Source organism: Parabacteroides sp. D25 (assembly GCF_000307475.1).
In the GTDB taxonomy this organism is placed as follows: domain Bacteria; phylum Bacteroidota; class Bacteroidia; order Bacteroidales; family Tannerellaceae; genus Parabacteroides; species Parabacteroides distasonis.
In genome coordinates, this window is the sequence record NZ_JH976504.1 from 139972 (window position 1) to 164101 (window position 24130).

The 24130-nt window shown below is 46.0% G+C and carries 18 protein-coding genes and 2 pseudogenes; 8 read left to right on the plus strand and 12 right to left on the minus strand.

Going from position 1 to position 24130, the window contains the following annotated elements; genetic code table 11:
* Nucleotides 1-27: 27 nt before the first annotated feature.
* From hisS to HMPREF0999_RS13345, 6 genes are all read right to left on the minus strand, one after another.
* The gene (gene hisS, locus HMPREF0999_RS13320; protein ID WP_005858792.1) at nt 28-1383 is read right to left on the minus strand and encodes a histidine--tRNA ligase; all 1356 of its coding nucleotides are present in this window, start codon (nt 1381-1383) and stop codon (nt 28-30) included.
* A 175-nt stretch (nt 1384-1558) separates the two neighbouring features.
* The gene (locus tag HMPREF0999_RS13325) at nt 1559-2245 is read right to left on the minus strand and encodes a zinc metallopeptidase (RefSeq protein ID WP_005868492.1); all 687 of its coding nucleotides are present in this window, start codon (nt 2243-2245) and stop codon (nt 1559-1561) included.
* 120 nt (nt 2246-2365) lie between these two features.
* Nucleotides 2366-3637, minus strand: coding sequence for an adenylosuccinate synthase (locus tag HMPREF0999_RS13330; RefSeq protein WP_005858796.1), 1272 nt, complete (start codon nt 3635-3637; stop codon nt 2366-2368).
* Between the two features lie 33 nt (nt 3638-3670).
* Entirely contained in the window at nt 3671-4132 is a 462-nt protein-coding gene (locus HMPREF0999_RS13335) for a Fur family transcriptional regulator (protein WP_005858797.1), read from the minus strand.
* A 55-nt stretch (nt 4133-4187) separates the two neighbouring features.
* Nucleotides 4188-4883, minus strand: a complete 696-nt coding sequence (locus HMPREF0999_RS13340) for a DNA alkylation repair protein (RefSeq protein WP_005858799.1) — start codon at nt 4881-4883, stop codon at nt 4188-4190.
* Between the two features lie 3 nt (nt 4884-4886).
* Nucleotides 4887-6947, minus strand: coding sequence for a dipeptidyl-peptidase 3 family protein (locus tag HMPREF0999_RS13345; protein ID WP_008779367.1), 2061 nt, complete (start codon nt 6945-6947; stop codon nt 4887-4889).
* A gap of 169 nt (nt 6948-7116) precedes the next feature.
* On the opposite strand from HMPREF0999_RS13345, the gene mnmA reads away from it, so the two are divergent.
* Nucleotides 7117-8193, plus strand: a complete 1077-nt coding sequence (gene mnmA, locus HMPREF0999_RS13350) for a tRNA 2-thiouridine(34) synthase MnmA (RefSeq protein WP_005868490.1) — start codon at nt 7117-7119, stop codon at nt 8191-8193.
* A 79-nt stretch (nt 8194-8272) separates the two neighbouring features.
* Here the strand turns inward: mnmA and HMPREF0999_RS13355 are convergent, their stop codons facing one another.
* On the minus strand, nt 8273-9214 hold the full coding sequence (locus HMPREF0999_RS13355) for a ribose-phosphate pyrophosphokinase (protein WP_005858805.1): 942 nt from the start codon (nt 9212-9214) through the stop codon (nt 8273-8275).
* A gap of 698 nt (nt 9215-9912) precedes the next feature.
* Here HMPREF0999_RS13355 and HMPREF0999_RS13365 point away from each other — a divergent pair.
* The 3 genes and pseudogenes from HMPREF0999_RS13365 to HMPREF0999_RS22010 all read left to right on the plus strand — a co-directional run.
* Entirely contained in the window at nt 9913-10557 is a 645-nt protein-coding gene (locus HMPREF0999_RS13365) for a DedA family protein (RefSeq protein WP_005858811.1), read from the plus strand.
* Nucleotides 10553-10648: pseudogene (locus tag HMPREF0999_RS22510) on the plus strand (DUF47 domain-containing protein); the annotation flags it as partial. The gene HMPREF0999_RS13365 and the pseudogene HMPREF0999_RS22510, both read left to right, overlap by 5 nt.
* Nucleotides 10630-10803: pseudogene (locus HMPREF0999_RS22010) on the plus strand (inorganic phosphate transporter); the annotation flags it as partial. The pseudogenes HMPREF0999_RS22510 and HMPREF0999_RS22010, both read left to right, overlap by 19 nt.
* 161 nt (nt 10804-10964) lie before the next feature.
* On the opposite strand, the gene HMPREF0999_RS13370 reads toward HMPREF0999_RS22010, so the two are convergent.
* Both HMPREF0999_RS13370 and HMPREF0999_RS13375 read right to left on the minus strand, forming a co-directional pair.
* Nucleotides 10965-12668 carry an alpha-amylase family glycosyl hydrolase gene (locus HMPREF0999_RS13370; RefSeq protein ID WP_008777935.1) on the minus strand — a complete coding sequence of 568 codons (1704 nt, stop codon included), beginning with the start codon at nt 12666-12668 and terminating at the stop codon, nt 10965-10967.
* 59 nt (nt 12669-12727) lie between these two features.
* Complete coding sequence (locus HMPREF0999_RS13375) at nt 12728-13564, minus strand: patatin-like phospholipase family protein (protein ID WP_005858815.1); 837 nt, start codon at nt 13562-13564, stop codon at nt 12728-12730.
* Between the two features lie 166 nt (nt 13565-13730).
* Between HMPREF0999_RS13375 and HMPREF0999_RS13380 the strand changes: the two genes are divergently transcribed.
* Nucleotides 13731-15935 (plus strand): sodium-translocating pyrophosphatase, encoded by a 2205-nt coding sequence (locus HMPREF0999_RS13380; protein WP_005858819.1) that lies wholly within the window; start codon nt 13731-13733, stop codon nt 15933-15935.
* A 145-nt stretch (nt 15936-16080) separates the two neighbouring features.
* Nucleotides 16081-18273 carry a glutamine synthetase III gene (locus HMPREF0999_RS13385; protein ID WP_008779365.1) on the plus strand — a complete coding sequence of 731 codons (2193 nt, stop codon included), beginning with the start codon at nt 16081-16083 and terminating at the stop codon, nt 18271-18273.
* A 107-nt stretch (nt 18274-18380) separates the two neighbouring features.
* On the opposite strand, the gene HMPREF0999_RS13390 is transcribed toward HMPREF0999_RS13385, so the two are convergent.
* Nucleotides 18381-19268, minus strand: coding sequence for a TIM barrel protein (locus tag HMPREF0999_RS13390; protein WP_008772604.1), 888 nt, complete (start codon nt 19266-19268; stop codon nt 18381-18383).
* A 74-nt stretch (nt 19269-19342) separates the two neighbouring features.
* Between HMPREF0999_RS13390 and HMPREF0999_RS13395 the strand changes: the two genes are divergently transcribed.
* Both HMPREF0999_RS13395 and HMPREF0999_RS13400 read left to right on the plus strand, forming a co-directional pair.
* On the plus strand, nt 19343-20671 hold the full coding sequence (locus HMPREF0999_RS13395; protein ID WP_009276141.1) for an MATE family efflux transporter: 1329 nt from the start codon (nt 19343-19345) through the stop codon (nt 20669-20671).
* 70 nt (nt 20672-20741) lie between these two features.
* Nucleotides 20742-22022, plus strand: a complete 1281-nt coding sequence (locus tag HMPREF0999_RS13400) for an O-acetylhomoserine aminocarboxypropyltransferase/cysteine synthase family protein (protein WP_008779363.1) — start codon at nt 20742-20744, stop codon at nt 22020-22022.
* A gap of 125 nt (nt 22023-22147) precedes the next feature.
* Here HMPREF0999_RS13400 and HMPREF0999_RS13405 read toward each other — a convergent pair whose 3' ends face one another.
* Together HMPREF0999_RS13405 and HMPREF0999_RS13410 are read right to left on the minus strand one after the other, a co-directional pair.
* Entirely contained in the window at nt 22148-23302 is a 1155-nt protein-coding gene (locus tag HMPREF0999_RS13405) for a glycosyltransferase family protein (RefSeq protein ID WP_005868473.1), read from the minus strand.
* A complete protein-coding gene (locus HMPREF0999_RS13410; RefSeq protein ID WP_005868472.1) occupies nt 23299-24069 on the minus strand; it encodes a UDP-2,3-diacylglucosamine diphosphatase in 771 nt (256 codons plus the stop codon). Before HMPREF0999_RS13410 ends, HMPREF0999_RS13405 begins: the two co-directional genes overlap by 4 nt.
* Between the last annotated feature and the right edge of the window lie 61 nt (nt 24070-24130).

The following is a 24130-nucleotide window of genomic DNA, read 5'->3' on the forward strand; positions in this document are numbered from 1 at the left end:
AGTCCGTGTTCCATAATCCACTATTCTCTAAAAGCGTTCTATCAGCTCCTCGATAGTCACAAGGGTTTGCTCACCCGTGAGCATATTCTTTAAGTTGATTTTATTCTCGGCCATCTCATTCTCTCCGACTATCGCAACGAACGGGATTTTCTTAGCGTCCGCATATCCCATTTGCTTTTTCATCTTAGTAGACTCAGGATATAGCTCTGTACGAATCCCCGCCTTACGAACCTTAGCGATCAGCGGCAATAAATGAATCTCCTCTTTCTGTCCGAAGTTCACGAATAGAAGCTGTGTAGTCTTCAAAGATCCTTCCGGATATAAATCCAATTGGTTCAATACATCAAAGATACGATCAGCGCCGAAAGAGAAACCGACACCAGATACGCCTTCCATGCCAAATACCCCTGTCAGGTTGTCATAGCGACCACCACCCGTGATACTACCGATCTGTACGTCCAAGGCTTTCACCTCGAAAATCGCACCTGTATAATAGTTTAAGCCGCGAGCTAATGTCAGATCAAGCTCTAATTCCGCACGGATTGACGTATGAGAGATGCGCTCCAAAATAAAATCCAATTCGGCTACACCTTTCAAACCAGTCTCAGACGCAGATAATACCTCTTTCAAGGTAGCGATCTTTTCTTGATTTGAACCCTGCAGCATAATGATCGGCTGCAAACGCTCGATCGCCTCCTCGGGTAAACCCTTGGAACGAAGCTCTTCATTCACGTTGTCCAAGCCAATCTTATCCAGCTTGTCGATAGCTACCGTAATGTCTACGATCTTATCCGCCTCGCCTATGATTTCGGCAATACCGGAAAGGATCTTACGATTGTTCATCTTGATACACACACGAATGCCAAAACGATGGAACACCTCGTCCATAATCTGGATCAGTTCCACCTCATTGATCAAGGAATCAGAACCCACAACGTCGCCATCACATTGGTAGAACTCCCGGTAACGTCCCTTTTGCGGACGATCGGCACGCCAAACCGGTTGGATCTGGTAACGTTTGAACGGAAAACTGATCTCATTACGATGTTGTACCACGTAACGAGCGAACGGAACGGTCAAATCATAACGCAAGCCTTTCTCACAAGCCTTAGCAGCAAATCTCAACGGGTTCTTTTCCATTAACTCCTCATCTGAGATGCCCGCGAAACAATCTCCGGAATTCAATATCTTGAAAAGGAGCTTATCCCCTTCCTCGCCATATTTACCCATCAATGTAGAAAGGTTTTCCATGGCAGGAGTCTCTATTTGCTGGAAGCCATACAAGTGAAATACTTCACGGATCGTGTTGAATATATAATTACGTTTCGCCATTTCCTCCGGCGAAAAGTCCCGGGTACCTTTGGGTATGGAAGGTTTTTGCATGATCTTATGTTTTAAATGATTATTCTGTCCGCAAAGGTAATGTTTTTGCTCGAAATAAATAAGAAAATAACAATGCCCACTGTAAGGAGCTTACAATCGCAGTTATAAGCATCTTACAATGGGCATTCAAACATCCTTACAATGGGCATCCATGGAAAGCCTCTTCCGAGGCTTATCAATCCCGGCTTCTTCCCCCCAAGAATATCATTATATAATATAATAATGTAGCAAGCGAACCTAACGCGGCGACCACGTACGTATAAGCAGCGGAACGTAAAGCATCCTCTGCCTTATCATGCGTATAAGCATTTGTTATACCGGCATTGCTCAACCACGCTAAAGCACGTTGGCTGGCATTGATCTCGACCGGAAGCGTGATAAAGCTAAATAGCGTAGTCGTAGCGAACAAGATTATACCGAATAACAATAACTGAGGAAACGTATGCAATAATAACATACCACCCAACAACACCCATGTCATGATATTAGAGGCGAAACTAACAACCGGAACCAAGGCCGAACGCATTCTCAACGGAGCGTAAGCGGTAGCATGCTGCACAGCGTGACCGCACTCATGGGCGGCAACCGCAGCGGCGGCGATACTATTGCTATAATAAACCGACTCACTCAAGTTCACCGTCTGGTTAGCGGGATTGTAATGGTCCGTCAGATGTCCGGGTGTAGAAATCACCTTTACATCATAGATACCATTGTCATGCAACATCTTCTCAGCGACATCTTTTCCTGTCATGCCATTCGGCATAGGGATTTTCGAATACTTCTCAAACTTGCCCTGAAGGCGGGATGACACCAGCCAACTCAATAGCGCAAATCCAATAAATATAATCCAATACATACTCATAAATTTCTATCTTATTTAGTTTTATAAAACAACGACAAAAAGTTTGCCAAAGACAAAAATGGCAGGAGACACCCCTTGAGGAATGTGGTCTTCTGCCATTTTGTACGATTTATAACGAGTTTATTCTTCTGTATATCTGACAATCGTCTGTTCACGATCCGGTCCTACGGAAACGATCTTCACAGGCACACCCAGTTCTTCCTCCAAGAAAGAAAGGTAAGCGTTGAACTCCTCCGGGAACTCATCCTCGCTCTGCATCTTCGTCATGTCCGTCTTCCAACCCGGTAATTCCACGTATACAGGTTCGATCGTATCATCGATCTCATACGGGAACTCATTAGTCTCGACACCATTCATCTTATAAGCCACGCAAGCCTTGATCGTATCGAAGGTATCCAACACATCACTCTTCATCATGATCAATTGGCTTACACCGTTGATCATCACGGCATATTTCAAGGCTACCAAATCAATCCAGCCACAACGACGTTTACGTCCCGTAACCGCACCGAACTCATGGCCTAATTGACCGATCTTATCTCCCACCTCATCAAACAACTCGGTCGGGAACGGACCGCTACCTACACGTGTACAATAAGCCTTGAAGATTCCATATACCTCACCGATATTCCGGGGAGAAACACCCAGTCCCGTACAACATCCGGCACAGATCGTGTTAGAGGAAGTCACGAATGGATAAGAACCGAAGTCTATATCCAGCATCGTACCTTGAGCGCCTTCCGCCAAGACCGACTTACCTTCCTTCAAATAGTTATTGATGACATGCTCGCTATCAATCAATTTGAATTGTTTGAGATAGTTCAAGGCCTCCATCCATTGAGCCTCCATCTCGGTTATATCATATTCATAGTTCAATGAACGCAAGATCGCTTCATGTTTTGCTTTAGCGGCCGCATATTTCTCTTCGAAGTTATGCAATAAATCGCCCACACGAACACCGTTACGGCTAATCTTATCCGTATAAGTCGGGCCGATACCCTTTCCAGTCGTACCGATCTTTCCGGAACCTTTTGCGGCCTCGTAAGCGGCATCCAAGATCCGGTGAGTAGGTAAAATTAGGTGAGCTTTCTTAGAGATATAAAGCTGCTTGGTGATATCGTGACCACTCGCTGCCAATGATTCCGCTTCCTGCTTGAACAATAACGGGTCCAGAACGACACCGTTACCGATTACGTTTATTTTTCCACCTTGGAAAATACCGGAAGGAATCGAACGTAACACATACTTTTCCCCGTTAAACTCCAATGTATGTCCGGCATTAGGGCCTCCTTGAAAACGAGTTACCACATCGTAATTCGGAGTCAGCACATCGACAACCTTGCCTTTGCCCTCGTCGCCCCATTGCAATCCTAACAAAACGTCTACTTTCATCTTTTCTATATTTATTATAGGCTATTAATATTCTTATTTAACTGACCTTTGCTGCTTAAACTTGCATTTACTGCACAGGCCATAAATGTACAAACAATAATACTCCGGCGTAAAACGAGAGACTTTCAAGTTTCTCATATCCGCTTTCAACGCACTATTTCGCAGCTCCCGCATGGTCCCGCATCTCGTACAAACCAAATGCAAATGCGTATCAGCATAAATCCTCAACTCATATTGCACCGACTGGACGGTTATTTGATGACGCACCACCAAACCGGCATCAACCAGTACATCCAACGTATTATAGAGTGTTGCCTTACTGACATGGAAGTTGTCTTGCTCCAACCGATCCGAAAGCATACACACATCAAAATGACCGGGAAAAGCACATATCTCCTTGAATATAGCATATCTCTCCTCGGTTTTCCGCAGTTTCTTCTCCGTTAGATATTCGGTAAACAACGCACGTATTTCCGTATAAACTTTCGCTTCCATCTCCTAAAGACCGCACAAACGACAAAGTTAGCGCATTTATTTTAAACGCAAAGCCTTACCGATAATATTCAAACTCGAATTTTAATTCATTATAGATTTCTTGTAATTCCGGCGTGTTTCCCGCAGCCTCCTGAAATTCCTTGAAACCGTCTAGGATCCTTTCCGCATTCCCCTCGGATTGACGCCCATAAAACTTCATGGCTTGAATAGACGCTTGTTTCTCTTTCAGCGTAGATTTAAAATCCTTAGTCTCCGCTAGACTACTTAAGGTTTCTGCCAAGAAAGATCCTAAAACCACAGAAGATAAGCTGCCACCTCGCTTGAAATTCTCGGCCCAAGTAAGAAAGGCGACCGTGCGAGCGAACTCATTTTTCTTATCAGCAACCAGATCAGACGTGAAGTCCTCCATATAAGGCAGATGAACGAACAAGTTCCGGCAACAATGCTCCGCGATCTCTAAATAAGGAATCTCCTTGACCCAACGTTTCGCCTCATCCAAAGGCAACGTCTCGGCGGGTTGGAGAAAGGTCGCCAATATCTTAAACTCACGGATGTCTTCTTTCCATAAAGCCGCCGCTAGCTCTCCATTCGGTTTATGCTTACGGGCGATTCCCTTTATTTCGGGGTACGGAACCCCGAAATTTAACTTATATACGATACCTTTCTCACGCATACTCGTAGAAATCACCCCGTTCATCGCCAAACGAAGTTCCTTACGGATCTCCCTTATCTCGTCTTGTAAACTTTCCATCTATTAATTATTATAAGTCGGCAAGAAAGAATAATCACGGCCATAACGAAGCATCTGATCTGTATAACCTTCCGTGTAGTCCAAGACAATATCAGTAACCTCACCGTTAGAGTTCTTTACCTCTTTCATCACAGGATTGACAAAACCTTTATAGGGAGCCAAGTTTAACTTAGCATAGCGCTCCAAGACCTCCGCATGCAGCTCCGGATCTACTTTCACGCCGTATCCTTCAACAAGATTCTTTCCGGCCGCATAGTCACCCTCACTCTTGATACGTTGAATCTCAGCAAGCAATGTCCCAAACAACTCACGTAACCTCGGATAGTCATTCACAACCACATAGGTCTTGCCATCCCGTTTTTTCAGTTCGATCACATTCGCTTCCTTCCCTTTCTCGTAAGCCCACTTAGCGATCAACTGACGGTTACGCATATGCGCCTCTTCTACATTCTTGCCTAGCTCGATGCGAACCAACTGGGTCATCAAGCCATTCATTATATATTTATAGTATTCCGATTTATAAGCCTCGCCGTCCGGAAGCAATCCCAGTTCCACCAGCTTTGGATCTGCCAAATAATACAGGCCAAACAAATCCGCACGGGTTTCCTCCAGTGTAGAGCTATAGGCTTTCAGCGCATCCGGGTCCGTATTTTCCAGCAATTTACCGGAACCATGTCCCAGACACTCATGTAAATCCGTATGTAGATTATCCGTTAAGAAACCGTACTGCCTCATACCGTTCCGCTCCACGTCACTCCAAACAAACTCTTCGCTAAAGCCATTTCCTTGAGACGCCTTATCATAAGCCTCCGTGATATTCTCTATCGTAACAGACTTCGAGCCATGATCCCTACGAATCCAATCCGCATTTGGCAAATTGATACCGATCGGGGTAGCCGGATAGCAATCACCTCCCAACATAGATACCGTGATTACCTTAGCGCTAACTCCTTTCACCTTCTCTTTCTTGAAACGCTTATCTACCGGAGAATGATCCTCAAACCATTGCGCATTATCACTGATGATTTTTGTACGCTTAGTCGCCTCCTTATTCGTAAAATTCACGGTAGACTCCCAGCTTGCTTTCATTCCTAACGGATCCCCATAAGTCTCGATAAAGCCATTCACAAAATCCACCTCCGAAGCTGTATCCTCTACCCAAAGGATCGAATAAGCATCGAAAGTCTTCAAATCGCCCGTTTGATAATATTCGATCAATTTCCCGATGATCGCTTTCTGCGTATCATTCTCGGCGAAAGGCAAGGCTTGTCGCAATTGATCTACGATTTTTTCTATCGCGGCGGAATAAAGCCCTCCTACTTTCCAAACCTTTTCAACGACCGTACCGTTCTCTTTTACCAAACGGCTATTCAACCCGTAAGAAATCGGGGAAATGGTATCCTTTCCCATTTTCATTTGCGCATAGAAGTCCTCTACCTCTTTTTGACTGATGCCTCCCCCGTAATAATTATTAGAAGAAGCTTTGATCAGATCACCGTCACCGCTTTGTACGCTACGCTTTGGCATAACGCCCGGATCAAAGATTACCGGAGCGATCTCGATCATGAACTGATCCACGTTTTGATTCTCACGAAGAGGTAACTTCTTAGCGTCGATTTGGTGAATACAATCCATCAAGAACTCAGGAGAAAACCCCGGGGCAAACTTGTCCAACGCATAATGATGATGGATACCACTGGAGAACCACACCCGTTTCAAATAGGTTTCCAAAGCCTTGAATTGAGGGTCCTCCCGATCTCCCTTATAATTCGTATAAATAGCCTCCAGTGTCCTGCGGATCGCCAGATTATAGCGTCCATTCTGATCGAAGAATATATCACGTCCCATCAAGGCCGCTTCGGAAAGATGATATAATAGTTGCTTTTGTTGCAAGGACAGGGACTCAAAACCCGGAACTTTATAGCGAAGAATCTCCAGATCAGCGAACTGATCCACTACATAATTGAACTCCTTATCGGAATTTTGAGATGCCGTATCCGACTGTTGGCCTGTACAAGCCGTCATAACCATAGCTGTCATAAGCGATAACATTATTTTTTTCATACTTACTACGATTTGCTTTTCCTATAATATATTACATCTAAAGTACATAGTTTGAAGGCCCGCATTCCAATAAGGGCCAACCGCAAAGATAGAGAATATACAGTCAATATCAAAGGTTTGAGATTTTTTCTCTACTTTTGTAAGTTCAAAAGCAAAGACAAAAAAGAGAATGGAAATAGCGGCATTAGTTTCAGGAGGAGTAGACAGCTCTGTCGTAGTGCATCAACTCAAAGAGGCAGGATACGATCCGACCATCTTCTATATCCGTATCGGTATGGAAGACAAGGATGGCTATATCGATTGCCCGGCGGAAGAGGATATCGAGATCACCTCATATATCGCCCGCAAGTATGGATGCCGGTTCGAGATCGTCTCCCTACACGACGAGTATTGGGATCGGGTGGTAAGCTATACGATCGAATCTGTCAAACGCGGTCTTACCCCTAACCCGGATATGATGTGTAATAAATATATCAAGTTCGGTTGTTTCGAGGAAAAATGGGGCAAGGATTTCGATAAGATCGCTACCGGTCATTATGCCACGACCACGGAGATAGACGGCAAGATATGGCTTTCTACCGCCAAGGACCCGGTAAAAGATCAGACTGATTTCTTAGGGCAAATCACCCGCCTACAGATACAGAAACTCATGTTTCCGATCGGGCATTTAATGAAAAGTGAGGTACGTGCCATCGCCGAGGCCCAGAAATTGCCGAGCGCCAAGCGTAAAGATAGCCAAGGCATTTGCTTCTTAGGCAAGATTAACTACAACGACTTTATAGAGCGTTATTTAGGGAAACGCCCGGGAAAAATCGTGGAACTAGAGACGGGTAAGGTCTTGGGTAAACACAATGGATATTGGTTCCATACGATCGGCCAACGTAAGGGATTGGGATTAAGTGGCGGCCCTTGGTTCGTTATCCAAAAAGACATTAAGCGAAATATCATTTATGTCTCCAACGGCTACGACCCGGAAACGCAATATGGCAAGGTGATTAATATGCAAGGTTTCGATTTCATCACGGAAGATCCATGGGGAGAATTTGAGGGTGAGAAAGAAATCACTTTCAAGATCCGTCATACCCCGGAATTTACGCATGGCTACATCCGTCGTATCGGAGATCTATATCGTGTAGAATCCGACGAAAAGATTCAAGGTATCGCTCCCGGCCAATACAGTGTAATCTACGACAAAGACCATCACTTATGTCTGGGCAGCGGCATGATTATTGATGAGACCAAGTAACGCATATTCAGATTTATTCTAAATAAAAAACGGTCGCCTCAAAAGGAAGCGACCGTTTTTATTTTTCTATCTTATTCTATTAAATAGCATACAAAGAGCTGATAGACTCTCCACTACATACACGACGGATCGCCTCAGCGAACATGTCAGCGACAGATAATACCTTTACTTTCTCGCATTTCTTAGCGTAAGGAATAGAATCCGTAAAGATCATTTCCGCTAAAGCGGACTGATCTACACGAGTAGAAGCCGGATCAGACATCACAGCGTGGCTGGCGATAGCACGAACAGACTTAGCGCCATTCTCCAACATCAAGTTCGCGGCTTTCGTAATTGTTCCGGCCGTATCCACCATGTCATCAACCAAAAGGACATCCAAGCCCGTCACATCACCGATAATACGCATCTCGGCCACCTCATTGGCACGCAAACGAGATTTGTGGCAAATGACCATCGGCAAGCCTAAATACTTAGAATAGCTGCTGGCACGTTTCGTACCACCAACATCCGGAGTCGCGATACACAAGTTATCCAAAGGCAAAGACGTCTTGATATAATCCAAGAATACGGAAGAAGCATATAAGTGATCCACCGGAACATTAAAGAATCCTTGGATCTGATCCGCATGAAGGTCCATCGTAATCAAACGATTGATACCTGCCGTACTCAACATATCAGCGATCAACTTAGCGCCAATAGAAACACGAGGCTTATCCTTTCTATCCTGACGAGCCCAACCGAAGTAAGGGACTACAGCGATGATTGAATGTGCGGAAGCACGTTTAGCCGCGTCAATCATCAGAAGCAACTCCATCAGATTGTCTGAATTAGGGAATGTAGATTGTACTAAGAATACATCTCTACCGCGGATAGACTCTTCATAAGAAACAGAGAACTCACCATCGGCAAAGTGCTGGATATTCATCTGTCCCAGAGGACAACCTAAACTGTTGCAAATTTTCTCTGCAAGATACCGGGAGTTCGTTCCCGAAAACACCAAGAAAGGAGTTTGTGCACTCATTATTCCGAATATTTATCTTAAAGTGAATAGATTTAAATTGTGCCGCAAAAGTACAAAACTTATTTACAATAACCTCTTTATATTTGGAAAACTTTCTATATTTGCAACCGCAATGATGAAGTATTTACTCTATTTCTTCGTATTGGTAAGTGTATTTCTGACTTCGGGTTCTTCATCAACTCCCGAGAACCAACAGAAATACAACGATATTTACACCATGTACTCTCCGAATGAAGACAAGACGGAATACAATATCCCCCAAGCAGATATCGAACGATACGAAAAAGAGCTATACAACGGAAAACAAAGCTATAAGATGGAAGATGGCTATATCAGGGCTTCACTATTCCGCAACATCTCCACATCAAAAAACTCAAGGACAAACCTATCCTCATCCGCGGAAAGGATCGTACGGTTTATAAAAACTCAATATCCTAAAGAAAGACAAACATTCATTTCATTTTGTATAAATCCCCTTAAGTTCTCCTATGGGTACTATATCTATACTCTAAGACGTATTCTCATTTAAACTCTCTTTCCCCCTTATTTCCATCAAAAAAGTAGAAGATAGCACTTTAATGTCTGCATTCTCACTATTCTTATTTTCTAGATTTCTCAAAGGGAATAGAATAAACATCTATTTTGTTTTCTTATTGGGTCATATAGGATAGTTCTTATCAATTAATAATCAATCTAAAATGGAATTTTTATTAGACTTCATCTTACATATCGATCAGCATATGATCGAGATCGTACAAGAATATCATACTTGGGCCTACGCGATATTATTCCTAATCATTTTTTGTGAAACGGGATTGGTAGCCACCCCATTCTTGCCCGGGGATTCCCTCTTGTTCGTCGCCGGAGCGATAACAGCGTTACCCGGTATGCCTTTAGAGATAAATCTTTTAGCCTTGATATTATTCGCGGCGGCAGTATTGGGAGACTCCTGTAATTATATGATAGGTCATTTTTTTGGTCGTAAACTATTTAACAATCCCAACTCCAAGATATTCAAGAAAAGCCATTTGGACAAAACGCATGAGTTCTACAAAAAATATGGAGGCAAAACCATAATCATCGCCCGATTCGTACCGATTGTCCGTACTTTCGCTCCCTTTGTAGCCGGAATGGGTAAAATGCACTATTACTATTTCATGATCTACAACCTGATAGGCGGCGCTTTCTGGGTACTGCTTTTCTGCTATGCAGGATACTTTTTCGGAGATCTTCCTTTCGTACAGCAGAACCTCAAGCTATTGATCATAGCAATTATATTCATATCCATACTTCCTGCCGTAATAGAGGTAGTACGGGCAAAACTAAAAGCACGGAAAAGATGATGTTATTGATGGAATAAACAGTTCCGCCAAACGTATTACCATCTATAACCCACGCCCCATCTCTGATAGCGGAGTACCACGCATACGATTACAGGGGCTATTATCGGAGTTGGTGCGACCAAACGTTTCTCAGCCGTTCGTTGGGGAGTAACTCAAAGCTTGATGGCTGCATGGGTTCTTACGATCCCGGGAAGTGGGCTTTTAGCGGCTGGCATTTATTATACGGCTTCCCTTCTTTTCATTTAAATCAAAGGAAAAAGTCACCTAGCTTCATTGGGCAAGTATGTTAAGTTACTTTGCCATTTCACTTAAGTTACTTGCCCGATGAAGCTAGATGTCCCGTATCAACCACCTAACTCCACCAACGAATTATCTATACAGCACACCTAAACTTTTCAAGAAAGCTCTTATTTATGGAGAAAAGAGAACTTTAGCATCTTACCGGAATAAGCCGGGAGTTTCACTTGATAAGGATAAGCGTCTGTTAGCGTACTGATAGTCGTTTCCCCGGTTAACAAGTCGGTCAATTCAGCCGGTTTGTTATCCTCAAAATCAAGAGCCTTGAATGCCTCGACCGGGATATTTACCCATACACATTGGTCGGCACGGTCGAAATTCACGACCACCAGAAGTACCTCGTTCTTCCATTTGCGCAAGAACGCATACTGACGGTTCGGATTGAAATAAGGATTACCGGAGTTCGCGTACATCAAATCATAAAACGCTCCCTCGACAATAACCGGCTCGGATCGTACCACATTCAATAACTTAGCGTACATCTCACGCAACGAGCGTTCTGCCGGCGTTAATTTAGCCCCATCAAAGAGTCCATTATTATTCCAGTTCCGCAAACTCTCGACGCTCCAATAATCGAAGATGGTCGTACGGCCATCACGTCCACTGAAACCTTCAGCGTCCATTCCTCTTTCGCCAAGTTCCTGACCGCTATAGATCATAACCGGATTCGTATTCATGGCTGCGGAGACAATCATGCCCGGAATACCCGGACGAGCATCCCCCGCAAAGAAATCAGAAGCGACACGCTGTTCATCGTGATTCTCCAAGAAATTCAACATATTTTTCTGGATACCCTCCAACGATTGCCAACAATGCGATATATTACTAGCCGGAGCCTGTCCGCACATCACCGCACGAACCGTATCATAAAGACCAACCTTGTCATACAAATAATCAAAGTGTCCCGTATAAATATAATTCCTATACTCATCCGGATTATACACCTCCGCTATAAAGATCACATCACGCACCTTCTTCACCTGAGGAATCACCCAGTTCCAAAACTCGACCGGGACCATCTCCGCCATATCACAACGAAAACCATCCACTCCCTTATCAGCCCAGAACAACAAGATCTCCAACATTTTCTCCCACGTATTGGGAATGGTATTGAAATGGCAAGCACCACCGTGCATATAATCCACGCCGTAGTTCAGCTTCACCGTCTCATACCAATCGTTCTGGCTTGGATAGGCATCGAAATGATTGTTACCGGTCACCTTCGCCGGAAACTCACTATAGGCAAAATCCTCCTCACGCTGCGGATCAAAACGAAGCGTCAAGGTTTGCCCCGGAAGATAATAAAAGTTATTATTCACATCAAAAGCCTTGGACACATTATCCGTTTGACCTAAGTCCTCCACGAAAGGTTCCCGTGCGTCCGAGAAATATTGACGTGCTACATGGTTGGGTACAAAATCGATAATAACCTTCATCCCAGCCTCATGCGTACGTTTCACCAAATCCTCGAACTCACTCATACGGTTCTGGATATTATCCGCCAAATCCGGATCTATATCATAGTAATCTTTTATAGCATATGGAGATCCGGCCTTACCTTTTACTACGGCAGAATGGTCTTTCCGGATGCCAAACATGGTGTAATCGGTTTTTGTAGCGTGCTCTATCACCCCTGTATACCATACATGAGTAACACCTAGTTCTTTGATTTTGGATAAAGCCAAAGGAGTAAAAGCCGAAAACTTACCCACTCCATTCTCGGCTAAACTACCATTCATTACAGGAGATGGTCGCAGATTCCCAAACCAACGCGGGAATACCTGATAAATTACCATCTTGTTTTTTTGTTCCATTGCGTTCATCTATATATAAAGTTTTTGTGGGAAAGCGCTTTGTCCAGACAGACGATTTGTCACGGCATCAGGCCTTTCTTTCTTGCCGCGATCGCTTTCACCAAGGTTTCATATTTATTCTCATCCAACACTTTCTCAAAGCAACGGGCAGCGGCGGAATAGCCAATATTACAAATCACGTCTACATTCTCAAGATCGAATGTCTTATATAAGCCAAACTCCTCCGCTTCTATTAAGACATCACACATCTCTCGATCCTCCAGCGTATTTGCCCGGAACATATAATGATAAGAGCGCTCGGCGATATGGAATATGGTCTGCTTATATTTTTGCGGGATCAACGGGCTTACGTTCACCCCAATAATACGCTCACATTCCTCACGGATGATGGAGACCGGAAAGTTGTGAAATAATCCTCCATCCACATAATGAACGCCATTGATGACTACAGGACTGAAAATAATCGGGATACTACAAGAAGCTGTCACCGCCTCAACAATAGGACCACTCCTAAATTCATGGCTTTCGCCATTATCCAAATCAGTCGCGACAACCACCAGAGGAATTTGCAAGTCCTCGATGTTCTTGGTCCGCAAGTGTCGCCTCAAGAAATAACGAAAGCGCTTACTATCGAACAAACCCGCCTTAGGAATCTGCAACTGGGCGAATTCCGAGAACTCACGTCCGGTAAAAAGCTCTTGGATCTCCGCCGCCGAATAACCATCGGCAAACAAAGCGCCCATTAAAGCTCCCGCGCTGGTACCGACTATAATATCCGGTCTTAGCGCACATTCTTCCATCATTCGAAATACGCCGATATGCGCAAAACCTTTCGCTCCGCCTCCGCTAAGCGCCAAGCCCAACCTATAGGGTTTATGGTTTGTCTCTTCTGCCATTTATTTCTTGTCTCTTAATCTGGTAACAAATATGCTGTTTTTTTTAATTAGAAACATTATTATTAGGGAAAAAGTTTCCATCCTCTTTTATTTTTGCTACATTTACACGGAAAGCAAAGGTGTTGTCACATTGTTTTCTTAAGTATAACATTAAATCTACCATGTTATGATTACGAGTATCTTCTGGATTATCCCGTTAGCGTCTGTCCTAGCGCTAGCATTCGCCTGGTTCTTCTTCAGGCAAATGATGAAAGAGAGTGAAGGAACTGAGTTGATGAAAAAGATCGCCTCCTTTGTACGTGAAGGGGCGATGTCGTATCTGAAACAGCAATACAAAGTAGTCGCCTCGGTTTTCGTTGTCCTAGTAATCTTATTCTCTATTATGGCCTATGGCTTCCATGTTCAAAACGAATGGGTTCCGATCGCCTTCCTGACAGGAGGTTTCTTTTCAGGATTAGCGGGTTTCTTAGGCATGAAAACAGCGACTTATGCCTCGGCCCGTACAGCGAACGCAGCCCGCACTTCCTTGAATAAAGGTTTACAAGTGGCTTTCCGAAGCGGGGCGGTCATGGGCTTAGTAGTCGTTGGGCTTGGATTGCTGGATATCTCATTCTGGTATATCCTGTTAAATGCTTTCATCCCAGACGAGGCTTTGGACCCGACCCATAAACTCACCATTATCACGACAACCATGCTTACATTCGGAATGGGTGCCTCCACGCAAGCCTTGTTCGCACGTGTGGGAGGAGGAATCTATACGAAAGCCGCCGATGTCGGAGCGGATTTAGTAGGTAAAGTTGAGGCTGGGATCCCGGAGGACGATCCTCGTAACCCGGCGACAATCGCCGATAACGTAGGCGACAATGTAGGTGACGTCGCCGGTATGGGAGCCGACCTATATGAATCTTATTGCGGTTCCATCCTAGCGACCGCCGCATTGGGAGCCGCCGCATTCGTTTCTTCCGGAAGCGTAGAATTACAATATAAGGCGGTTGTCGCCCCAATGCTTATCGCCGCTGTCGGTATCATTTTATCTATTATTGGTATTTTCGCCGTCCGTACGAATGAGAACGCGACGATCAAGCAACTACTGAAAGCCTTAGCCATAGGAACGAACTTGAGTTCCGTATTGATCGCTATCTCCACGTTCGGGATTCTTTATGTATTAGGCATGGAGAATTGGTTCTGGATCGGTTGTTCCGTGATCGTAGGTCTGCTAGTCGGAATCGTGATCGGGCAAGCGACGGAGTATTATACCTCCCAGTCCTATAAGCCGACCCGGCTGGTTTCCGAATCGGGGCTGACAGGCCCGGCAACGGTTATTATCTCCGGTCTCGGACTAGGGATGCTCTCTACGGCCATCCCGGTACTTGCCGTCGTGGTCGGTATTATTTGTTCCTTCTTGTTCGCCTCCGGATTCGACTTCACGAACGTGGGCATGGGATTATACGGAATCGGTATAGCTGCCGTAGGTATGCTATCGACCTTAGGTATTACGTTGGCTACAGACGCTTACGGTCCCATAGCGGATAATGCCGGAGGCAACGCCGAGATGTGTAACCTAGGGAAAGAAGTCCGCAAGCGTACAGACGCATTGGATTCATTAGGAAATACGACTGCCGCTACAGGTAAAGGTTTCGCTATCGGTTCCGCTGCGTTAACCGGCTTGGCTCTGTTGGCCTCTTATGTAGAAGAGATCAAGATCGGTTTGCTCCGTTTAGGAGAGACTGTCCTGAACTTTACCGATGGCAGGAGTATCGAAATATCTAAAGCCTCATTCTCGGACTTTATGGTATATTATGATGTTACCTTAATGAATCCTAAGGTTTTAGCCGGAATGTTCCTAGGTTCCATGATGGCATTCATGTTCTGTGGCCTTACGATGAACGCTGTAGGACGTGCGGCCGGGCACATGGTGGAGGAAGTTCGCCGTCAGTTCAAGGAAATCAAGGGTATTCTGACTGGAGAGGCACAACCGGATTATGCCCGTTGCGTTGAGATCTCGACGAAGGGAGCGCAACACGAAATGGTACTTCCCTCCGTTTTAGCTATTATCGCCCCCATCTTAACGGGACTCATATTTGGTGTGACAGGCGTTGTCGGACTATTGATCGGTGGATTAAGCACGGGCTTCGTATTAGCCGTATTCATGGCGAACGCCGGAGGAGCATGGGATAACGCAAAGAAATTCATCGAGGAAGGAAACCACGGCGGCAAGGGTAGCGAGGCGCATAAGGCAACCGTTGTCGGCGATACGGTTGGCGATCCGTTCAAAGACACTTCCGGCCCGAGTTTGAATATCCTTATCAAGTTGATGAGCATGGTAGCGATCGTGATGGCGGGATTGACGGTGGCTTGGAGTTTGTTTTAATAGTTGACCGTTAGTAGTTGGCATTTGACAGTTAGAGAAGTAAATCGACAATTTAATAGAGAAAACTAAATAATTGTCAATCATTGACTGTCAATTGTCAACTGTTTTGTATTTTTGCGTCGTAAAAACATAAAACAATTCAACAATGTCAATCTCACGCTTTAATGCTGTGGAGAAGGCATCCAACCGAAAGGCCGTGGAAGCCGTTACTCCCGAACACAAAGTATCTGAGTACTATGGCGAGAATGTCTTCAACCGGAAGGCAATGCAGAAATATCTCTCCAAGGAAACGTACAAAGCCTTGACCCACGCCATTGACAATGGCACACCTATCGACCGGGAAATCGCCAATCATGTGGCAGCCGGCATGCGTATGTGGGCACTGGAAAAAGGAGTCACTCATTACACCCACTGGTTTCAACCGCTTACCGATGGCACCGCCGAGAAGCACGACGCTTTCGTGGAACACGATGGTAACGGTGGCATGATCGAGGAGTTCAGCGGCAAATTGCTTGTCCAGCAAGAACCGGACGCTTCCAGTTTCCCGAACGGTGGACTTCGTAATACCTTCGAGGCCCGCGGCTACTCCGCTTGGGACCCCTCCTCTCCCGCTTTTATCGTAGATGACACACTTTGTATCCCAACCGTATTTATCGCTTATACCGGTGAAGCACTGGATTATAAGACCCCGCTGATCCGCTCTATCGAAGTATTGGGAGAAGCCGCCAAGGACGTATATAGATATTTCGATGAGGATGTCAATAAGATAATTACTTACCTAGGTTGGGAACAGGAATATTTCCTTGTTGACGAGGACTTGTATTCCGCCCGTCCGGACCTCTCACTCACCGAGCGTACCTTGCTCGGACATGAGAGCGCGAAGAACCAACAATTAGACGACCATTATTTTGGCGCTATCCCCTCTCGTGTACAAGAATTCATGAAAGACTTGGAAACCGAATGCTATAAACTAGGTATCCCGGTAAAGACCCGCCATAACGAGGTAGCCCCCAACCAGTTCGAGCTAGCTCCTATTTACGAGGAATGTAACCTAGCCAACGACCATAACCAATTATTGATGTCGGTCATGAAACGTGTCTCCCGCCGTCATAATTTCCGTGTATTATTGCACGAGAAGCCATTTAACGGGGTAAACGGTTCCGGTAAACACTGTAACTGGTCTATGGGAACAGACAAGGGGGTAAACTTATTCTCTCCGGGTAAAGACCGTGAGGACAACCTACGCTTCATCACCTTCGTGGTGAACACTATCATGGCCGTTTATAAATACAACGCTTTATTAAAAGCGAGTATCGCTTCCGCCACGAACGCACACCGCCTAGGTGCGAACGAGGCACCTCCCGCTATCATCTCCACTTTCCTCGGAACGCAAATCAGCGAGATCTTGGATAAGTTTGAGAATAGCTCTATCGAGGACGCTATCGAGGTAGACGATAAAAAGGGTTTGCATCTTGGCTTCGGGCAGATCCCCGAACTGCTGTTGGACAATACGGATCGTAACCGTACCTCTCCTTTCGCTTTCACCGGAAACCGTTTTGAGTTCCGTGCCCCGGGTTCTTCCGTGAACTGCGGATCAGCCATGTTAGCGTTGAACTCCGCCGTAGCCTATCAATTGCAACAATTCAAGAAGGACGTAGAGGCTTTGCAAGCGGAAGGAAAAAGCAAGGAAGTAGCGATCTTCAAGGTGCTGAAAGCCTATATCAAGGAATCTAAGCCGATCCGCTTCGATGGAAACGGTTATTCGGACGAATGGAAAGAGGAAGCCGCCAAGCGAGGTCTGGATTGCCAAAATAGTGTTCCCTTGCAATATGACGCTTATCTTAAACCGGAGTCGATCGAGATGTTCACGTCTACCGGCGTACTTACCCAGAAAGAATTGGAAGCGCGTAATGAGGTAAAATGGGAAGTCTATATCAAAAAGGTACAGATCGAGGCTCGGGTATTAGGGGATTTATCCTTGAACCATATCATCCCGGTAGCCGTTCGCTACCAGAGCGTATTGCTGGATAATATAGCGAAGTTGAAAGAGACATTCGGCGATGACCCGGAATTCCGCGATATGTCGGAAGAGCCCCGTCGCTTGGTTCGTAAGATAGCCGGGCATATCTGTGCCGTGACCAAGAAAGTGGATGAGATGGTAGAGGCCCGCAAGAAAGCGAACCGCTTGACCGATATGCGGGAAAAGGCGATCGCTTACCACGACTCGGTAGCCCCTTATTTGGATGAGATCCGTGACCATATCGATGATCTGGAACTGATGGTGGACAACCAGATGTGGCCGTTGCCGAAGTATAGGGAACTCCTGTTTATCCGATAAAAAACACCAATACTGGCGTTGCCTTGCGCCAGTATCGGCATAGCCTCACACTGATATAGGCGCAGCCTTACACCGATACAGGCATAAGGCTACGCCTATACTCCCGTTTACCACTTCACATAAGAAGCATTCATCAAGAAGTCATAATCATGTTTCATCGCTTGCAACGGTGTCATATTATAACGCTCTTGCTCAATGAAGTAATCCTCTAATCCGGCTTTCTCCGCCACAGCGAATAAGGATTTGAAGTCTACGATTCCGGCGCCCATCTCTGTGCTGCCCTTTCCATCCGCGTTCGCGTCTTTCAAGTGCCAGTTGGCGAAACGACCGGGATAACGGTTCACGTAATCATGACATTTAAAACCGCCATACACTAATTGAGCCGTATCGATCTGGAAAGTAACCAGCCCTTTGTCCGTATTCTCGATCATCACGTCGAACGGGATCTTCCCTTCCAGCTCATGGAATTCATCCACATGGTTATGGAAAGCGAAACGCAACCCGTTCGCCTTCGCGATCTCACCACATTTATTAAATTGATCCGCTAAACGCTTCACGTCCGAAAGGCTCTTGATATCTTTGGAGGGATAACCCGCCTGAACAATCCATTTACAGCCTACCTCTGCCGTATCGGCGGCATTCTTTTTCCAGAAGTCCCATCCCTTGGTATCACCCTCCGCCAGCAAACCGCTTCCGGTATGGGAACCTACCATACGGGCACCCAGATCCGCCAGATATTTCTTCATCTCGGCCGGGGATTTCCCGTAGAATTTGCCATCCCGGTAACCGGCGGCTTCCATCCGTTTATAACCGATATCCACCAAAGCCTTCATCGTACCGTCAAAATCCGTCTTCAAGTCGTCCCGGACACTATACAACTGTACACCTATCGCTTTCTCTTTCTTAGCCAAGATAGAGGCAAAGCCGTTCGGTACTACACTCAGCGCAGCCACAGCGGCACCCGCTTTCAAAAAATTCCGTCTCGTTATCATCATACTATTCTTTAAGATTAACGTCGCTAAAGGTAGCAAAATTATTTCTACTTTCGCGCACATTTAAACAAACGATCATGCAAGGAACAAAAAATCTGACCGAAGGGGTCATCTCCCGGCAACTATTCAATCTGGCGATGCCGATCATGGGTACCTCATTTATCCAAATGGCCTATAGCATCACCGACATGGCTTGGGTAGGCCGATTGGGAAGCGAGGCCGTAGCCGCTATCGGCGCCGTTGGTATCCTTACTTGGATGACGAACTCGATCTCTTACTTGAATAAAGTAGGCTCGGAGGTGAGTGTCGGGCAAAGTATCGGGGCGCAAAACGTGGAAGATGCCCGAGGATTCGCTTCCCATAACCTAACGATCGCCTTGATCCTCTCGCTTTGTTGGGGATTCTTGCTATTCGTCCTCGCTCATCCGATTATCGGCTTCTACAAACTGGAGGAACCGATCGCGTTGAACGCCGTGGAATATTTAAGAATCGTCGCTTCCGCATTCCCATTTATCTTCCTCTCGGCGGCGTTTACCGGGATTCATAATGCGGCGGGATTGAGTAAGATTCCATTTTATATCAGCGGAACAGGTCTTTTACTGAATATGGTGCTAGATCCTTTATTTATACTCGGCTTCCATTTGGGCACGGCGGGCGCGGCTTGGGCTACGTGGATCTCCCAAGCGGTGGTTTGCGGACTATTCGTCTATCAGCTAAAATGCCGCAATAAATTGTTCGGGGGATTCCCTTTCTTTGTCCGTTTAAAAGAACGCTACACCAAGCGGATCTTCCAATTGGGCCTGCCGGTAGCGTTATTAAATACATTCTTCGCGATCATCAATCTTTTTATGGCTCGTACAGCTTCCACCTACGGAGGGCATATCGGTTTGATGACGCTTACGGCAGGCGGACAAATGGAGGCGATCGCATGGAACACCTCACAAGGCTTCAGTACGGCCCTCTCCGCTTTCACCGCCCAGAACTACGCCGCACACAAGAAAGAACGTATCCTGACCGCTTATCATACGACGCTTAAAATGACTTCGATCATCGGCGTGCTCTGTACCTTGCTATTCGTCTTTTACGGTAGCGAGGTCTTCTCACTGATCGTGCCGGAGCAAGCCGCTTACGAGGCTGGCGGCATATTCCTCCGGATCGATGGCTATTCGATGATCCTCATGATGTTGGAAATTACCACGCAAGGCATGTTCTACGGTACCGGCCGAACAGTTCCACCGGCGATCATCAGCATCTCGTGTAACACCTTACGCATACCTTTGGCCATCGGGCTGGCGGCAGCGGGACTGGGTATTACGGGTGTTTGGTGGGCGATCAGCCTTTCCAGCATGCTAAAAGGTATCGTCGCTTTCATCTGGTTCAGTATCTTACAGAAGAAGATCTTGTAAGCGGAACAATTCTTACCGATTTTCCGTACATTCGCGATTAAAATGACATTCAATTAAAAAAACAACCTATATGGATAACAAATTCAAACCGGAAACCCTGTGCGTACAGGCCGGTTGGCAACCCAAGAAAGGAGAACCCCGTGTCCTCCCGATCTATCAAAGCACGACATTCAAGTATGAGACGAGCGAGCAGATGGCTAAATTGTTCGATTTGGAGGAAAGCGGCTATTTCTATACCCGCCTTCAAAACCCGACAAACGAGGCTGTAGCCGCCAAGATCGCAGCGTTGGAAGGTGGCGTGGCCGCCATGCTGACCTCATCCGGACAGGCCGCTAGCTTTTTCGCTTTCTTCAATATTTGCGAGGCTGGCGATCATATCGTAAGCGCTACCAGCATTTATGGAGGTACTTATAATCTACTGGCCGTTACCTTGAAGAAGCTGGGAATCGAATGCACGTTCGTAGATCAAGACGCGAGCGAGGAAGAGATCTCCAAGGCGTTCCGCCCGAATACGAAGGCGATGTTCGGCGAGATGATCTCCAATCCGGGCGTTATGGTATTGGACGTGGAGAAGTTCGCCCGCATCGCCCATAATCATGGCGTACCCTTGATCGTCGATAATACGTTCGCCACGCCGATCAATTGCCGTCCGTTCGAATGGGGAGCGGACATCGTCACGCACTCCACGACCAAATATATGGACGGCCATGCCACGAGCGTAGGCGGTTGTATCGTGGACAGCGGCAATTTCGATTGGGAAGCGCATGCCGAGAAGTTCCCGGGACTTTGCCAACCGGACCCTTCTTACCACGGATTGACCTATACCAAGGCATTCGGGAAATTAGCGTTCATCACGAAAGCGACTAGCCAACTGATGCGTGACCTTGGAGCGATCCAATCCCCGCAAAACGCATTCCTATTGAATCTGGGATTGGAGACCTTGCATCTTCGTGTACCGCAGCATTGCAAAAACGCCTTGGCGGTAGCGCAGTGGCTACAGAAATGTGATAAGGTAGCTTGGGTTCATTATCCGGAATTGGAAGGCAATCCGTACCATGAACTCGCCAAGAAGTATCTACCGAATGGCTCTTGCGGTGTATTATCCTTCGGATTGAAAGGTGGACGTGAGGTGGCGATCAAGTTTATGGATAGCTTGAAACTCGCCGCTATCGTAACTCACGTAGCGGATGCCCGTACTTGCGTGCTTCACCCGGCCAGTCATACGCACCGCCAGTTGAGCGATGAGCAATTGATAGAGGCTGGCGTGGCTCCGGACTTAATCCGCTTCTCTGTAGGTATCGAGAACGCCGATGATATCATCGCCGATATTGAGCAAGCGCTGAATAAATAAGACATCTGTGCCATGCTGATGAAACGCTTGTGCCATCAGCGTGGCACGCTTGTGCCATCAGTGTGGCACGCCTGTGCCATCAGCATGGCACACCTGCATCTACAGCACGGTACTGCTATAAGTTCCTAGATAGGCAGGAATCTCCCCAGACGCGCCACCCAATTTGTCGTAATCCTCCCTAGGCTCGTTACCGGATGTTCCTCACGCAACAAATCCTCACGGAACTCACGAAGAATAAGCCAATCCGCCTGTTTCACCCAATGCCGGAAGACCGGATTCTCCACATGACTTTCCGAAATGGATAATAACACGTCCAGATCAAAACAATCAGCGACAACGCCTGCGCCAGACAAAGAGGCATCGTAAGCATTGCAAGCTTGCTCAATATGTGTAGGAACCATCAATACAGGTTTATTCAGATACATCGCCTCACATACGGATTCGAACCCGGCGGTCGTAGCATAAGCCTTCGCCCCCGACATATAACGTAGAAACAACGTATCATCCAGCTGATGGAAAGAAAGGCAATCGTCTATTTTCACCTCGGCTCGCTGATCTTTCTTATCCCAAAAGAAATGCATCGGAACCGAAGGATGACGGGAATGCCAAGAACGGATCTCCTCACTAAACCCGCTATTCAACAAATAACCATGCAAATAACTGCCGTTCGAGGGAACCGCATCCAAGACTTCTTGCCTTAATAAAGGAGGAACCACGACTATTCCTCCCAACGGCGCCTCACGCATCTTCCGGAAAGACAAGGCTAATTTTTTGACGGAGCCTATCGCCGTTAATCTCGTAAAAAATCGTAGCGACGCCAACGACAATGTGCTCTGCTTCGGGAAAACGAAGTCCGGATGCAAGAATAGATATTGATGGGCGATACATACCATCGTTGCTTTCGGACGGAGAATCAAGTAAGTCAGCCCCGTCAATAGCTCGTAGAAATTCACGACAACATCCGCATCCGTCTGCCGAATCATCCGGTCGATATAACGGATACTTCCCATGTATTTATGCAGACGCAATACATTATATAATACGCTACGCATCAAACTCACTTGTTTATTCTTAGCCGTCGGTAAAAAATTCGGACTCTCAAACGGATATACCGGCGATTGTATCTTATTCAAGAAGAAATCCGGCAAACGGCGGGCCGGGCTTTTTCCTACCAACACACCAACGATCTCATGTCCTTCGGCCATCAATTTCTGGCGTAAGGATAACGCTTGGGTCAAGTGCCCACGTCCCTCACCTTGTATGATAAACAGAATTTTCATACGGCATCCGCATATAGTTGTACATTATTATATGTAACAATATCCCACTCTCCTTGTTCATCCTCCACGAGAGCGGTCATGCTTTCCACCCAATCGCCGGAATTTAGATAATGCACATTACCATACCATACGCTCGCCGCTTGATGAATATGGCCGCAAATAATCCCATCCAAATGCTTGGCCTCCGCTAAGCGTACCAGCTCTTTCTCAAACTCCGAGATATAAGAGACCGCACTTTTCACCCGGTGTTTCACCTCTTGGGATAAAGAGAAATAAGGTTTTCCTTGCCGCTCTCTACGATGATTGTAAACCTTATTCAACCACAATAAAAAAGTATACCCCACATCCCCAAGCATGGCAAGCCAACGCATATGGGTCGTAACCGTATCGAAAATATCGCCATGTGTCACGAAATAGCGTTTTCCTTGTCTCGTCTTCAGCAAATAATCCTTTACGATCGATATATTGGAGAACTTAAAAGGAGCCAAGCTGTCGAGAAAATCATCATGGTTCCCCACTACATAGATAATCTCCGTACCCCTTTTCTCCATCATCTTCATCAATACCTTAAAGAAATCGGTATGCTTTTGTTTCCAGCGTTTACCGGATTTCTTCAATTGCCAGCCATCGATGATATCACCATTCAAAATCAATCGATCGCAATCTACGTGCTTGAGAAAACGGGTGACCTCCTCCGTCCGGGAATGTTCCGATCCCAAATGGATATCAGAGAGGACAATAGTCGGATAGTACTTTCTTAATATCATCTTTTTCTTGTTTAAGATGATACAAAAGAACACTTTCGGTATTACAAGTTCACGACAACCT

Coding starts and splice junctions, on each gene's coding strand:
- HMPREF0999_RS13385 (WP_008779365.1), top strand. CDS start 16,081: ATGTCAATCTCACGCTTTAATGCTGTGGAGAAGGCATCCAACCGAAAG.
- HMPREF0999_RS13410 (WP_005868472.1), bottom strand. CDS start 24,069: ATGATATTAAGAAAGTACTATCCGACTATTGTCCTCTCTGATATCCAT.
- HMPREF0999_RS13330 (WP_005858796.1), bottom strand. CDS start 3,637: ATGAAAGTAGACGTTTTGTTAGGATTGCAATGGGGCGACGAGGGCAAA.
- HMPREF0999_RS13380 (WP_005858819.1), top strand. CDS start 13,731: ATGATTACGAGTATCTTCTGGATTATCCCGTTAGCGTCTGTCCTAGCG.
- HMPREF0999_RS13400 (WP_008779363.1), top strand. CDS start 20,742: ATGGATAACAAATTCAAACCGGAAACCCTGTGCGTACAGGCCGGTTGG.
- HMPREF0999_RS13390 (WP_008772604.1), bottom strand. CDS start 19,268: ATGATGATAACGAGACGGAATTTTTTGAAAGCGGGTGCCGCTGTGGCT.
- HMPREF0999_RS13370 (WP_008777935.1), bottom strand. CDS start 12,668: ATGGAACAAAAAAACAAGATGGTAATTTATCAGGTATTCCCGCGTTGG.
- hisS (WP_005858792.1), bottom strand. CDS start 1,383: ATGCAAAAACCTTCCATACCCAAAGGTACCCGGGACTTTTCGCCGGAG.
- HMPREF0999_RS13395 (WP_009276141.1), top strand. CDS start 19,343: ATGCAAGGAACAAAAAATCTGACCGAAGGGGTCATCTCCCGGCAACTA.
- HMPREF0999_RS13375 (WP_005858815.1), bottom strand. CDS start 13,564: ATGGCAGAAGAGACAAACCATAAACCCTATAGGTTGGGCTTGGCGCTT.
- mnmA (WP_005868490.1), top strand. CDS start 7,117: ATGGAAATAGCGGCATTAGTTTCAGGAGGAGTAGACAGCTCTGTCGTA.
- HMPREF0999_RS13335 (WP_005858797.1), bottom strand. CDS start 4,132: ATGGAAGCGAAAGTTTATACGGAAATACGTGCGTTGTTTACCGAATAT.
- HMPREF0999_RS13405 (WP_005868473.1), bottom strand. CDS start 23,302: ATGAAAATTCTGTTTATCATACAAGGTGAGGGACGTGGGCACTTGACC.
- HMPREF0999_RS13365 (WP_005858811.1), top strand. CDS start 9,913: ATGGAATTTTTATTAGACTTCATCTTACATATCGATCAGCATATGATC.
- HMPREF0999_RS13345 (WP_008779367.1), bottom strand. CDS start 6,947: ATGAAAAAAATAATGTTATCGCTTATGACAGCTATGGTTATGACGGCT.
- HMPREF0999_RS13355 (WP_005858805.1), bottom strand. CDS start 9,214: ATGAGTGCACAAACTCCTTTCTTGGTGTTTTCGGGAACGAACTCCCGG.
- HMPREF0999_RS13340 (WP_005858799.1), bottom strand. CDS start 4,883: ATGGAAAGTTTACAAGACGAGATAAGGGAGATCCGTAAGGAACTTCGT.
- HMPREF0999_RS13325 (WP_005868492.1), bottom strand. CDS start 2,245: ATGAGTATGTATTGGATTATATTTATTGGATTTGCGCTATTGAGTTGG.